Origin of the sequence: Petrotoga sp. 8T1HF07.NaAc.6.1 (genome assembly GCF_016772115.1) — a bacterium.
In the GTDB taxonomy this organism is placed as follows: Bacteria; Thermotogota; Thermotogae; order Petrotogales; family Petrotogaceae; genus Petrotoga; species Petrotoga mobilis.
The window spans coordinates 144,894-158,390 of the sequence record NZ_AUPG01000002.1; the positions used below are offsets into that span (position 1 = coordinate 144,894).

12 protein-coding genes and 1 riboswitch are annotated in these 13,497 nt (G+C 37.0%); all 12 genes read left to right on the plus strand.

The features are described from left to right. The 12 genes from NAAC61_RS02205 (at position 1) to NAAC61_RS02260 (ending at position 13,496) form a co-directional block, all read left to right on the plus strand. A complete protein-coding gene (locus tag NAAC61_RS02205) occupies positions 1-672 on the plus strand; it encodes a HesA/MoeB/ThiF family protein (RefSeq protein WP_202695191.1) in 672 nt (223 codons plus the stop codon). A 600-nt stretch (positions 673-1,272) separates the two neighbouring features. Continuing rightward, positions 1,273-2,475, plus strand: a complete 1,203-nt coding sequence (locus NAAC61_RS02210; RefSeq protein WP_103064554.1) for an iron-containing alcohol dehydrogenase — start codon at positions 1,273-1,275, stop codon at positions 2,473-2,475. A gap of 368 nt (positions 2,476-2,843) precedes the next feature. Beyond that, entirely contained in the window at positions 2,844-2,978 is a 135-nt protein-coding gene (locus NAAC61_RS02215; protein ID WP_199718827.1) for a 4Fe-4S binding protein, read from the plus strand. Continuing rightward, positions 2,966-3,331: a 4Fe-4S dicluster domain-containing protein gene (locus tag NAAC61_RS02220; RefSeq protein WP_199718826.1), complete on the plus strand. Its 366-nt coding sequence runs from the start codon at positions 2,966-2,968 to the stop codon at positions 3,329-3,331. The genes NAAC61_RS02215 and NAAC61_RS02220 overlap by 13 nt, the downstream gene beginning before the upstream one ends. Before the next feature lies 1 nt (position 3,332). Beyond that, a complete protein-coding gene (locus NAAC61_RS02225; protein ID WP_202695192.1) occupies positions 3,333-5,147 on the plus strand; it encodes an aldehyde ferredoxin oxidoreductase family protein in 1,815 nt (604 codons plus the stop codon). Next, positions 5,144-6,376: an NAD(P)/FAD-dependent oxidoreductase gene (locus NAAC61_RS02230; protein ID WP_121959857.1), complete on the plus strand. Its 1,233-nt coding sequence runs from the start codon at positions 5,144-5,146 to the stop codon at positions 6,374-6,376. Before NAAC61_RS02225 ends, NAAC61_RS02230 begins: the two co-directional genes overlap by 4 nt. Before the next feature lie 43 nt (positions 6,377-6,419). Beyond that, positions 6,420-6,541, plus strand: a riboswitch (molybdenum cofactor riboswitch). Positions 6,542-6,704: 163 nt separating this feature from the next. Beyond that, on the plus strand, positions 6,705-7,670 hold the full coding sequence (wtpA, locus tag NAAC61_RS02235; RefSeq protein WP_202695193.1) for a tungstate ABC transporter substrate-binding protein WtpA: 966 nt from the start codon (positions 6,705-6,707) through the stop codon (positions 7,668-7,670). Then, positions 7,663-8,472 carry an ABC transporter permease gene (locus NAAC61_RS02240; protein ID WP_202695194.1) on the plus strand — a complete coding sequence of 270 codons (810 nt, stop codon included), beginning with the start codon at positions 7,663-7,665 and terminating at the stop codon, positions 8,470-8,472. The genes wtpA and NAAC61_RS02240 overlap by 8 nt, the downstream gene beginning before the upstream one ends. Next, complete coding sequence (wtpC, locus tag NAAC61_RS02245) at positions 8,465-9,508, plus strand: tungstate ABC transporter ATP-binding protein WtpC (RefSeq protein WP_121959855.1); 1,044 nt, start codon at positions 8,465-8,467, stop codon at positions 9,506-9,508. Before NAAC61_RS02240 ends, wtpC begins: the two co-directional genes overlap by 8 nt. Positions 9,509-9,524: 16 nt before the next feature. Then, positions 9,525-10,136 (plus strand): hypothetical protein, encoded by a 612-nt coding sequence (locus tag NAAC61_RS02250; protein WP_202695195.1) that lies wholly within the window; start codon positions 9,525-9,527, stop codon positions 10,134-10,136. Between the two features lie 15 nt (positions 10,137-10,151). Further along, a complete protein-coding gene (locus tag NAAC61_RS02255) occupies positions 10,152-11,387 on the plus strand; it encodes a molybdopterin molybdotransferase MoeA (RefSeq protein WP_202695196.1) in 1,236 nt (411 codons plus the stop codon). 210 nt (positions 11,388-11,597) lie between these two features. Next, positions 11,598-13,496: a molybdopterin biosynthesis protein gene (locus NAAC61_RS02260; protein WP_202695197.1), complete on the plus strand. Its 1,899-nt coding sequence runs from the start codon at positions 11,598-11,600 to the stop codon at positions 13,494-13,496. Position 13,497: the final 1 nt, after the last annotated feature.

Consider the following 13,497-nt stretch of genomic DNA (forward strand, 5'->3'; position numbering starts at 1 on the left):
ATGGATTACTTGGAAAGACAAAAAATGTTGTTCACAGAAGAAGAGGCTCTAAAGTTAAAACAAGCTGTTGTTTATATTGGTGGAGCTGGAGGTCTTGGAACCCATCAGGCGTTGGAGTTACAAAGGGTTGGTGTAAAAAAAATATATTTGGTGGATTATGATAAGGTTGAGCTTTCTAATTTAAACCGTCAAGTATTATATGGCATGGATAGCATCGGCGAATACAAAGTCGATCAAGCTAAAAAAACTCTTGAATCTTTTAACTTACCAACGATAATAGAAACAAAGGTAGAAAAAATTTCAAAAAAGAGTAAAATACCAAAAGATGTGAACGTTATATTAGACGCTCTTGATAATTTCGAAACGAGATATATTCTTGAACAACTTGCTTGGGAATCCAACACTCCTTATATACACGCAGGGGTTAATCAATGGTATGGTCAATTAACAACCATAATACCAGGTAAAACTTTGACTTTAAAAGATATATTTGGAGAAATTGATACAACAAAGGAAAAGGTTTCTGTTGTCTCACCTGTAGTCTCGATTATAGCATCCATTCAAGTAATAGAGGCAATTAAAGTAATAACAGGAAGAAAAGATACCCTAGACAACAAGTTACTACTCATAGACTTAAAGGATTATTCCCTTGAAATAGTTAACCTTCAATGAAAAATAAGACTTTCATTTCTCTATTATTCCTTGATTTTCAGGATAAGATTAAGAAAAGCGCTTATTTGCAAGAATTTGCCTTCTAATTGAAAATAATCGTCCCTAAACGCTTCTAATTGCCAATAAATCAAATTGACTTTTTTTTACATAAGAGTTAAAATAGGTTCTATCACGAAAATAGTAGATAATGAAGGTTGAGTTAAAGCAAGTTTATCAATGGTGAGAAAGAATAGCAATATAAAAAAGAACTCCAAATACTGAATGAAAGCACAGAAGGTGAAAAATGGGCGTTTTGAAAAAATCGTTTTTTAAAAACGAAATGATAAGTGTTTTTAGAGTTTCTGAAGACACTACATTTTGAGAATAGACACTTTAGAAATAGAAAAAATTATGAAAAAGGAGATGGTTTTTATGAGGGTTTGAGAATACGATAAAATGCCTTGCTTTTCAGAGAATTAGTAAAAAAGAGTTTCAAATATTGAATAAGAGCGTATAAGGAAAAAGGAGGTATTTTGTAAAAAGTTATTTTTTAAAACCATGATGTAGTGAGTGTTTTAGAGTTTCTAAAGAGAGTATTTTGAGAATGAGAGGAGGTGTATTATGAATTTTAACGAAAACAAGATTGATATCAACAAAGTTTTCGCGTTGCAACCTGCTCGGCCTGTTACCTATTTTGGTGTTGGAGCGATCAACAAGATTGAGGACATTGTTAAAAATTTGCGGAACAGTGGTCATGGCAAAATATTGGTCGTAACAGATAATGTTGCTTACAAAGCTTGCGGAGCATGGGATATTGTAGAACCTGTGCTGAATAAAGAAGCGGAGGGTTTTGAGCATTACAGTGGTGTCCGGCCTAACCCCACTTATGATAACTGTGAGGAGGCTGCACAGGTGGGGGAGAAGATGCAAGCCACCGCAGTTTTGGCAATTGGAGGAGGTTCGGTTATAGATACGGCCAAAACTGTAGCAGTGCTGATGTATCACTCTGGGAAAAAAGCAGTTGACTTTTACGAAAAAGGAGAACCGATTACTGGAGCTTTGCCCATTGTGGTCATTAATACAGCTCATGGAACCGGTAGTGAAACAGATGCATTTGCTGTAGCTCAATCTGACGGAGATGATAAGCCGGCTATCAATTCTCCTCACATTTATCCCACTTATTCCATTGACGATCCACAGCTTACTTTATCTCTGCCTCTCAAACAAACTATATCAACAAGCATTGATGCCATAAATCATGCCACAGAAGCGGCAACAACGATTACTACAAACCCTTACTCGATAGCTTTAGCTCGTGAAGCTATTCGACTAGTGTCCAAATATTTGCCTCAGGCAATTGTTGAACCAAAGAATCTCGTTGCGCGTTATTGGTTGATGTATGCTTCTGCTATTGCTGGAATTTCATTTGATATTGGTCTCTTACACATAACTCATGTATTGGAGCACGCCATGAGCGCCATCAACCCAGAAGTAACTCATGGGGAAGGACTTGGGATTCTTCTGCCAGCTGTGGTCAAAGAAATTTATCACGCTGTACCTGAGGTTCTGGCTGATATATATCACCCAATTGTGCCTGAGCTTCGAGGCCTTCCTGGTGAGGATAGCTTTGCTGCCGAACGAATAAAAGAGTGGTTATCCATGGTTGGACAGCCTACAAGTATGGGGAAGTACTTTTCGGAAAAGGATATATCCAAGTTAGTAGAACAGGCTAAAACCTCAATTGCGGGAAAACTTATGCTACCCTTGGCACCTATTCCAGTTAATGATGAAGTTTTACAAAGAATTTTTCAGGAGTCTCTGTAATAAGGTGAACTTCTCAGGTAGATGCGATTATTCAATCGCATCTACCTGAATTAAATATGTAAAAGAAAAAGACAGATGGTGAACCTTCGATGAAAAAATAGAACTTTCATTCCTCTATTAATCCTTGTTTTTCAAGATAAGATTAAGAAAAGCGCTTATTTGCAAGAATTTGCCTTCTAATTGAAAATAATCGTCCCTAAACGCTTCTAATTGCCAATAAATCAAATTGACTTTTTTTTACATAAGAGTTAAAATAACAACAATATAAATTTTTCAAAAATAGGAGTTTGAATGTAACAAAGTTTTCTTTTTTTTTTAGTTAACTGTAGTTCAGTTAACATTTTAAAATATTGAAAGGAGGAGTGTGCATGAAAGTATTGATGTTGGATCAGGCAAAATGCACGGGATGTAGGGCATGTGAGTATGCTTGTTCTTTTGAGCATACGGGAAAGTTTAACCCCCTTGACTCTCGAATCAAAGTGAACGAGTTTTGGAAGATTTAACCTTCGTCCCAAGTGTTTGTCTGCAGTGTGAGAGAGCATATTGTGAAGAAGTATGCCCTACTTCCGCTCTGACTAAGAACCCTGAAACAGGGGTGGTAGAACTTAACAAGGAAAAATGTATCGGATGTAAACAGTGCATCGTAGCATGCCCGTGGGGTTCCATAAAATTGGATCACACAGGGAAAGAGGTAATAAAATGTGATAACTGTGGTGGGGATCCAGCGTGTATTAAAGTGTGCTATCCAGGAGCTTTGTCTTACGAAGAAGTAGAAGATATCACAAATGTGAAAGTAAGGGAAACTGCCACCCGCCTTAAAGAAATCGCAAAAGATTTAGTAAAGGGGGGAGCTTAAAATGATAAAAGGTGGATTCAAAGGTAAATTATTGAGAGTTAACTTAACAACCAAAGAAGTAAAAAGTGAACCATTGAATGAAGAGTGGGCTCAGAAATATTTAGGGGGCAGAGGGTATGGGACTCGTTTGTTGTTGGAAGAAATCGATCCGAAAGTAGATCCTCTCTCTGAAGAAAACAAGGTCATTTTTGCCACTGGTCCTTTAGATGGAACATTAGCTCCTTCTTCTGGAAGAACTATGGTAATCACAAAAGGCCCTTTGAATGGAGCTATTGCGTGCTCTAATGCAGGTGGACATTTTGGCCCCGCTTTGAAACACACAGGATACGATATGATCGTTGTTGAAGGAAAATCAGCCGAACCTGTATATATATGGATTAACAAAGGTAAAGTAGAATTCAGATCCGCAAAGGAAATATGGGGGAAATTGGCTGACGAAAGTGACGAATTGATAAGAGAGCAAACACATCCCTTGGCTGAAACCATGACGATTGGAGCGGCTGGTGAGAAATTATCTCCTATCTCTAGCGTAATGTTCAATGGTCATAGGGCTTCTGGAAGAACCGGTGTTGGCGCCGCAGTTGGGAGTAAGAATCTAAAAGGTATAGCCGTTAGAGGGAATGAAGATACTCCAGTGGCTGATCCTGAAGCTTTTATGAAAGCAGTTTATAAGGCTAGAGATATTTTAAGCAAAGATGCCTTTGCAGGTCAAGGGGCTGCTATGTTAGGTACCGCAATGTTGGTGAATGTTATCAATGGTGTTGGTGGGTTCCCCACTCGTAATGCCCAAGATGCTTATTTCCCAGAGGCAAATAAAATTAGTGGAGAAACTCTAAGGGAGAAAAATTTAATTAGAAATGAAGGATGTGCCGAGTGTCCAATAGCTTGTGGTAGGGTAACGGTAGTAAAAAGTGGACCGTATAAAGGAACTATTGGAGGAGGTCCAGAATACGAATCAGTTTGGTCGTTTGGTGCAATGTGTGGTGTTTCAGACCTTGATGCAGTGATAAGTGCAAATCATCTTTGTGATAAATATGGAATCGATACTATCGCTATGGGTTCAACTGTCGCCTGTGCCATGGAATTGTACGAAAAAGGATATATGCCCAAGGAAGATGCCCCTTTTGAACTTAGATTTGGTTCAGCAGAAGCTATGTTAAAAGCCGTGGAATTGGCATGCAAGCAAGAAGGAAATTTTGGGAAATTATTAGCTCAAGGTTCCTATCGCTTAGCAGAGCATTATGGTCATCCGGAACTTTCCATGTCGGCAAAGAAACAGGAGTTCCCAGCTTACGATCCAAGGGCTATCAAAGGTATGGGTTTAGAATATGCAACTAGCAATCGTGGTGCTTGCCACGTCAGAGGATATGGAACAGCCGTAGAGGTATTGGGAGATGCTGATCAGTACGCTTATGAAGGCAAAGCGGCTATAATTAAAACCTTACAAGATTTAACCGGTGCACTTGATTCTTCTGGAATATGTTTGTTCACGACTTTTGGTCTCAGTGCTAATGAGTTAGCCGAGATGGTGTCAACTGCAACAGGTTTTTCAATAGATGCCCAAGAGTTCATGAAAATTGGAGAAAGAATTTGGAATATTGAAAAGCTTTTCAATCTTAAAGCTGGTTTTACAAGACAGGATGATACCTTACCTCCAAGAATATTAAATGAACCAATCAAAACGGGTCCTTCAAAAGGCCATGTAGAGGATCTTGGAAAGATGTTGGATGAATACTATCAGTTAAGAGGATGGGATAAAGACAGTGTTCCCACAGAAGAAAAACTTAAAGAATTGGAGGTCCAGATTTCAAAATGAGATACGTTATTGTTGGAGCTAGTGCAGCTGGCTTAAATGCTGCTCGAACATTAGAATCTCTGGATCCTCGAGGGGAAATTACTATATTATCCGCTGAAGAAGTATTCCCCTACAGTAAAATGTCTTTACCTTATTTATTATCGAATAAATTAAAGAAAAGAGATTATCTGTTTCTTCCCCATCCATCTAAGGCTAAACTTCTACTAGGGCAAAGGGTTGTCAACATTGATGTTGAAAGAAAAAAGGTAGAAACTGTACAAAACCAAACATTTTCCTTCGATAAATTGTTGATAGCAACTGGAGCAGAACCGTATGTTCCAGATATGGAATTAGAAGGATCCCCGCTAGTTCTAACAGTGCGAAACCTTTCAGATATGGATAAATTGAAAGATAAGTTGAAAAAAAGTGACGTTAAAAGAGTAATACTTTCTGGTGCAGGATTAGTTAATTCTGAGATTGCTGATGCCCTAGCGGAACTAAATATACCTGCTACTTTTGTTATAAGATCGCGTAGAATGTTATCTCAGATCGTTGATGAAGAAGGTTCGGATATTATTGCTGAAAGAGCTATAGAAAGCGGAATGGAGTTAATCACGGGTGAAAGTATAACTAAGGTTCAAGAAGAAGGAGATCACGCAAACATCTTTCTTGCATCAGGCAAAGTAATTCAAGGCAGTTGTGTTGTTGTGGGAAAAGGAGTCAGACCAAGTATAGATTTTCTCGAAAAAACGCCTATCAAATGTCACACTGGCATCTTGGTAAACGAATATATGGAAACATCTGTTAAGGATGTTTATGCGGCAGGGGATGTGACTGAATCCATAGACTTAATTTCAGATGAGTATGAAATGCATGCCTTGTGGCCTGTTGCGATGGAACAAGCAAGGATAGCTGCCACCAATATGGCGGGGTATTCTTGGAAATATCCCAAAGAAGTATCTAGAAACATAGTAAATTTATTTGGAGAAGTTGTTTTCACCGGAGGTATTAGTAAAGAAGATGCTTACGATGTTTATAAGGAAAAAGAAGGTAGAAGTTACCACAAAATTCTGGTAAGAGATGGCAAACTTGTTGGTTTTATCTTTGTTGGAGGAGTCCTAAATCCTGGAGTTTATTTGGCAGCGATGAAAAATCAATGGGATATAAGCCATCTATTGAATGAAGCAATAAAAGGTGCGTTAAGTTATTCGATGTTTAAGGCTCCTACGAGAGAAGTTGTGAATATATAACTTTAAAATTTAAGTTCTTTTGAAAACAATTTTTTTCATATACATTTTATAATGTCTTCGATCTAGGTTACCTACGGAATTCATTCTATGGTGACTTAGACGATAGGGTATAGAAGGAAACTTCTATGCCTCCCGCATTAGGAAAGGAGACACATTATGAACCGGTGTCTTCACACGCCGGTTTTTTTATTTTGTAATGTCATTAATTTTTTTAAGCTGCTCTCCTTTCCTCAATCTTCTAGGTTGATGTAACAGTAAAGGGTTGCTAAAGTAAGTTTTAGAGTTTATAAACTTAGATAAAAAAATTTAGATAAGGGGAGAGGAAATAATGAAGAGCATTTATAAGTACACATTTATGTTATTTGTTTTTTTATTTGGGACGTTGATGATGGCTGAAGATATAACTGGAGAGATTGTAGTTTTCCATGCGGGATCTTTAAGCGTTCCATTTGCACAAATTGAAAAAGCCTTTGAAAGTCAGTATCCTGGAACAGATGTTATTAGGGAAGCAGCGGGAAGTAGAGAAGCTGTTAGAAAGGTTACCGATCTTGGAAGAGAAGCGGACGTTATAGGTTCTGCGGATTATACGGTCATCGAAAATCTGATGATCCCAGAGTACACAGAATGGTACATAAATTTTGCCAACAACGAGATGGTGATAATGTACACAGAAGATTCTCGCTACAAAGATGAGATTAATTCTGACAATTGGTATGAGATTCTTTTGCGCCCAGATGTTGAGTACGGTCATTCGGATCCAAATGCCGATCCTTGTGGATACAGAAGCCAGATTGTTTGGAAATTGGCAGAAAAATATTATAAAGTGGATAATCTATATAAAAAACTCGCTGATAACTGTCCACCAAAAAACGTTAGACCAAAAGAAACAGATTTAATCGCACTATTAGAGGCAGGAGAACTGGATTATATTTTCATCTACAAATCTGTGGCGTTGCAACATCGAATGCCCTACGTGGAATTACCAGAACAAATTAATTTGAAAAGTACGAAGTATGCCGATTTTTATGCAACTGCTTCTTTTGATGTAACGGGCAAAGAGCCTGGTGAAATGATAACCCAAATAGGGCAACCTATGGTATATGCTCTAACCATTCCCAATAACGCTCCAAATCTACAGGGAGCAATTGCCTTCATCAAATTCGTCATTGGTCCACAAGGCCGAGCCATTATGGAAGAAAATGGGCAACCGCCAATTAATCCCCCAGAAGGTGTAAACATAGAAAAAGCTCCCCAGGAGATTCAAGATTTCTTAAAAGGTGGAGCGAATGATTAAAAAAGCATGGTTCGAACTAATACTTAGTTTTTTGGGGATTCTGTTGTTGTTTTTCATAGCTGCCCCGGTAGCCAAGCTTATCTTTGGAGTTGAACCGCAAGTTCTTATTGACACTGTAAAGGAAGAAGAAGTTTACAGCTCCATATTGCTTACTTTCAGTGCATCGTTAGTTGCCACTTTAATTTCCATATTGTTAGGGGTGCCTTTGGCTTACTTGCTTGCTCGTAAAGATTTTTTTGGTAAGTCTTTTGTTGAAAGTTTGATAGATATCCCTGTTATAATACCACATACAGCGGCTGGAATAGCGCTTTTGACAGTTTTTGGCCATAGATTTTTTCTGGGAAGATTCTTCTCGATATTTGGAATAGAGTTCGTTGGCGAATTTGCAGGAATAGTTGTTGCAATGATGTTTGTCAGTATGCCTTTTTTGGTGAATGAAGTTAAAGAAGGGTTCAGATCTATTGATGTTAAACTTGAAAAGGTTGCTAGAAGTTTGGGCTCATCCCCTGCGAGAACTTTCTTCAGAGTATCGCTACCTTTGAATTTTAACCATTTAATCTCTGGTTCACTTATGATGTGGGCAAGAGGATTATCTGAATTTGGTGCGGTTATTATATTAGCTTATCATCCAATGACGGCGTCGGTACTTATCTACGAGAGGTTTACTTCCTTTGGATTGAAGTATTCAAGCCCCGTTGCAGCCATTATGGTGATAACAAGTCTCATTGTGTTTATCTTTTTAACACTCATAAACAGAAAGAATTCAATAGAAGGTAGAGAGAAGGAAAACGAGCTTGATTAAAATCGTGAATATATCTAAGAGATTTAAAAAGTTTTCTTTAGAAGATATCAATTTGAATATTGAAGATAATGAGTATTTTGTAATTTTGGGGCCAACAGGTGTAGGTAAAACAGTGATTCTTGAGATTATAGCAGGTTTAATAAAACCCGACTCTGGGGATGTGTTTATAAATGAGAAAAGAATCACAAATTTACCTCCTGAAGAAAGAAATGTTGGGATGGTTTATCAGGATTATATGCTTTTTCCACATTTAAATGTAGAAGAGAATATTATTTTTGGATTAAAATCGAAGAGAGTTAAGAAAGATGAAGTAAGATATCTGTTAAACAACATAGTAGAGCTTTTTCACATAGAACATTTACTCACAAGGAAAACGAAGAATCTAAGTGGAGGAGAGAAGCAGAGAGTAGCTCTCGCTAGAGCTTTAATTACTTCTCCACAAATTTTGCTGTTAGATGAACCTTTAAGTGCATTAGATCCTCAAACAAAAGAAAAATTTATAGAAGATTTGAAAAAATTACACAAACAGCTCAAGACTACTACAATTCATGTAACACATGATTTTAATGAAGCATTTTCTTTAGCGGATAAAATCGCTATAATGAAAGATGGGAAGATCATTCAAGATGGAAATTCAAACGAGGTGTTCAACAAACCGAATTCTGATTTTGTTGCTCAATTCACTGGGGTTAGAAATATTTTTAGAGGAGAAATAGTAAAAGATGATTCTGGTACCTATGTTTCAGTGAATGGATTGAAAATAAGTGTGGCCAGTGAAAAGAAAGGGAATGTTAATATCTCTATCAGACCTGAAGATATATTGTTATCTATAAATCCTTTTGATTCAAGCGCTAGGAATGTTTTCCCTGGAGTGATAAAGCGGATTTATGAACAATTATCTATAGTTCATATTACCGTGGATATCGGTATTCCTTTGGTGGTGTACATAACAAGGCAATCGTTGAAAGAGTTGAATTTAGTAGAAAACAAAAAGGTTTTTGTTACATTCAAAGCCTCTGCGGTGCATGTTTACTAAGATAGGAGGGACTTTTTTGGTTACAATCGTTGTTAGTGGAAAAACGAGTAATGTAGGTAAATCTACTTTAATTTCACGAATGATAAAGAATTTAAACTGTCACGTTGGGGTGATAAAAACATCTCTCCATAAAACTAATAAGGAAATAGAAGTTACAGCTGATCCTTCAATTATCAATGAGAAAGGTAAAGATACTGCGCTTTTTAAAGAATATGGAGCCCAAAATGTAATCTTACTAAAAACAAATTATCAGGGATTGTTGGAAGGTTATAGAAGGGCACGCAAACTCTTAGATGAGGATATTGAATATTTGATCGTTGAAGGGAACAGTATCCTAGATTTTATTAGACCAACTTTGGTTATTTACATTGATTCTGATGATACACAAAAAAAAGAATCGGCGACTAAAGCCAAAAGTAAAGCCGATATTATAATCGATAAAGAAAACCTTGAAGAATTAATCAAAGACGGAAACAGTATGAAATTCAAGATTAATTTTGAACAAGTGAGTTGTTTTAATGCACACGCTATCTGTAAGGCATTGAATATCAAATTACCTAAATTTGGGAAATTGTTGGATGATCAAAACATCAAAGTTCGGTACTGCCAGCTTGGTTTATTCAAATAAAGACGGAGGCTAAGTATGTCTGAATTCTTGGATTTAAATACTTCAGAAATGTTTTGGGAAATTGTGAATAAAAATATAAATATTGGTTTATTGCCATCAGAAACGATAAACTTTAAAGAGTCCAATGGGAGAATTTTAGCCCAGGATTTATTTTCTCCCATCGATCTTCCACCTTTTAGTCGATCAACTGTTGATGGTTTCGCTGTGAAAGCGGAGGATACTTTTGGTGCCTCGGAAAGTATGCCTATCTATTTGAACGTTAAAGGTGAAGTGTTCATGGGGCAAGAAACAAAGATAATGGTAGAAGCTGGTGAAGCTGTAAAAATTCCGACGGGTGGAATGTTGCCAGAAGGATCAAATGCAGTCGTTATGATAGAATACGTTGATTACGTTGGCGAAAAAATGATTGAAATCAATCGTTCTGTTGGAGTTGGTGAAAACGTAATTTATAAGGGTGAAGATATTCCTAAAAGGAAGGTAATTTTAAATAAATACCATAAGATCAGGCCACAGGATGTGGGAGCTCTAGCAGGCCTTGGAATAATTGATGTTGAAGTTTATAAAAAACCAAAAGTTGCTGTAATTGCAACAGGAGATGAATTAGTTTCCCCGGAAAATGTTCTTGGAGTAGGTGAAATCAGGGATATAAATAGTTACACAATAGGAACAACATTAGAAGAAGTAGGTGCAGAAATTAGATACGTTGGGATAATTCCAGATAAATTTGATTTTCTAAGGGAGAGTATAAAAAACAATTTAGATTGTGACTTGATCCTGATCTCTGGGGGTAGTTCTGTAGGAGTCAAAGACATGACGGTGGAAGTTTTAAATTCATTAGGGGAACCTGGTGTATTGTCTCAAGGAATTACGATAAAGCCTGGTAAACCTACGATTTTTGCAATGGTTGAAGGTAAACCTATTTTAGGCTTACCTGGCCACCCTTCATCGTCGTTTATCATTACCCAGGTGATTGTTAAACCATTGGTAGAGAAGATAATGGGTATAAAAGAAAAAAGAATAAAATGTAATATTAAAGCAAAATTAAGTAGAAACCTAGATTCAGATAAAGGGAGAGAAGAATATGTCCCAGTTCGATTGATTGAAAGTGCTGAAAGAAATTACATTGCGGAGCCATTAGTCGGTGAATCAGCAATGATATCTACATTTGTTTATGCCGATGGTTATATAATAATAGAAGCTAACAAAGAAGGACTCAATAAAGAGGAAACGATAGTTGTCTATTTATATTAGTTCTATTTATCCTTATGGGCAGGATATGGGTTACAGAGCGGAGCCCTGTTTGCGTCACTGTGCAAACCATGTTTTTAAATGATTTTGATTTTGAACTTGATTATGGGGTTTTAAGGGGTTTACCCCTTAACGTCCGGGTGGGGAGCGGGGCGAAGGGGCGCTATATAAGAGCTTTTCAAGGTGGTAAATTGAATTCAAGAAGGTGAATAAATGAGTAAAATATATTTAGAAAAAGTCTCTTTAGAAAAAGCTAAAGAAGAATATTTAAAGATTTTCAAAGACTATTCTGTTGAAACAGAAAATATTAAAGTTGAGAATTCTAACGGTAGAGTTACAGCAGAAGCTATCTATGCAAAAAGGTTTGGGCCACACTATTATGCATCCGCAATGGATGGTATAGCGGTTAAAGCTTCAAATACATATGGAGCCAGTAAAACAAATCCATTGATGTTGAAAAAAGGTTTAGATGCGGTTATAGTTGATACTGGGGATCCGATACCAGAAGGATTTAATGCGGTTATAAAGATAGAAGAAATAAATGATGAAGGTGATTTTTACATTATAGAAAAAAGTGCTACACCATGGCAAAATATTAGAGCTATTGGAGAAAGTGTAATGAAAGGGCAATTAATGTTCCCAGTAAATCACATGATAAGGCCTTATGATGTAGGATCTTTATTAGAAGCAGGTGTGAAAGAAATCAACGTTAAAAAAAAGCCTTTGATAGGAATCATTCCAACGGGTGATGAGATTATTCCTCCCGATCAGGATCCAGAAAAAGGTCAACTTGTGGATTTCAATTCGACTATGATGAAAATTTATGGCGAACAATGGGGGGCAAAAGTTTCAATTACCGAGATCCTTCCCGACAAATATGAAGATCTCAAGAAAAAAGTGCTGGATGAGATAGAAAAAAACGATATTTTGATCATTATAGCGGGTTCTTCTGCAGGTAGGGAAGATTATACCGAGAAAATTTTAAATGAAGTAGGAAGAGTTGTTGTACATGGAATTAACATAATGCCTGGTAAACCAGTCATTCTTGGTGTTATAAAAGAAAAGCCGGTAATTGGTATACCTGGTTATCCTCTATCTGCTTTGCTGAATTATTACATTTTTGTACGAACCCTTGTGTATCAGATGTTAAGTTTGGACGTTCCAGAAACGCCATATATAAATGCGGTTGTTCGTAGAAAAGTTCCTTCACAAGTTGGCTTGGAAGAATTTTTAAGGGTTAATTTAGCTTTTATTGATGGAGAATACGTAGCGGTTCCAAGAAAAAGGGGTTCGGCTGCCATGGAGTCACTGGTGAATGCAGATGGTATTATGCCTGTCCCAGAAAAATCCGAAGGAATAGGTATCAACGAAAAGGTGAAAATATATATTTTGAAACCCATCTCCTCCATTTCAAAAAACGTGTTATTCATTGGGAGTCATGATTATTCATTAGACATATTGGTTAACGAAATAAAATCTCAAAAACTTGGATTTGACTTTAACATCCAATCTGTGGGGAGTATGGGAGGATTGATGTCGCTTAAAAGAGGTGAGTGTCATTTGGCTGGAGCCCACCTTTTGGATCCACAAAGCGGAACGTACAATAAAACTTACGTTGAAGAGATTTTAGGTGATAAAAAAGTAACTATGGTTAATTTAATTTGGAGACAACAGGGTTTAATTGTACCAAAAGACAACCCTTTAGGATTAGGAAAGATAGAGGATTTAATCCGTCCAGATATTAACTTTATCAATAGACAGAAAGGTTCAGGTACCCGCGTATTACTAGACTATTGGTTGAACAAAAAGGGGATACCTTCAAAATCAATTAGGGGATACGAGAGAGAAGAATTCACCCACACTGCTGTTGCAGCAGCCGTTGCAAATAAATCTGCAGATGTAGGATTAGGGATAAAGGCAGCTGCCGATGCGATGGATTTGGATTTTATACCTCTTTTAGAAGAAAGATATGATTTTATAATTCCAACTGACTTTCTACAAGATACCAGGATGGGAAAAATTCTTGAGGTTATTAATTCTGAAAAGTTTAAGAGCCAAGTAATTGCATTGGGGGGTTATAGAACAGATAATACAGGTGAAATAATGTCATAAA

Bases quoted from the DNA above. Each gene is read 5' to 3' on its own strand.
- NAAC61_RS02205 (WP_202695191.1), top strand. From the start codon at position 1: ATGGATTACTTGGAAAGACAAAAAATGTTGTTCACAGAAGAAGAGGCT.
- NAAC61_RS02210 (WP_103064554.1), top strand. From the start codon at position 1,273: ATGAATTTTAACGAAAACAAGATTGATATCAACAAAGTTTTCGCGTTG.
- NAAC61_RS02215 (WP_199718827.1), top strand. From the start codon at position 2,844: ATGAAAGTATTGATGTTGGATCAGGCAAAATGCACGGGATGTAGGGCA.
- NAAC61_RS02225 (WP_202695192.1), top strand. From the start codon at position 3,333: ATGATAAAAGGTGGATTCAAAGGTAAATTATTGAGAGTTAACTTAACA.
- NAAC61_RS02230 (WP_121959857.1), top strand. From the start codon at position 5,144: ATGAGATACGTTATTGTTGGAGCTAGTGCAGCTGGCTTAAATGCTGCT.
- wtpA (WP_202695193.1), top strand. From the start codon at position 6,705: ATGAAGAGCATTTATAAGTACACATTTATGTTATTTGTTTTTTTATTT.
- NAAC61_RS02240 (WP_202695194.1), top strand. From the start codon at position 7,663: ATGATTAAAAAAGCATGGTTCGAACTAATACTTAGTTTTTTGGGGATT.
- NAAC61_RS02255 (WP_202695196.1), top strand. From the start codon at position 10,152: ATGTCTGAATTCTTGGATTTAAATACTTCAGAAATGTTTTGGGAAATT.
- NAAC61_RS02260 (WP_202695197.1), top strand. From the start codon at position 11,598: ATGAGTAAAATATATTTAGAAAAAGTCTCTTTAGAAAAAGCTAAAGAA.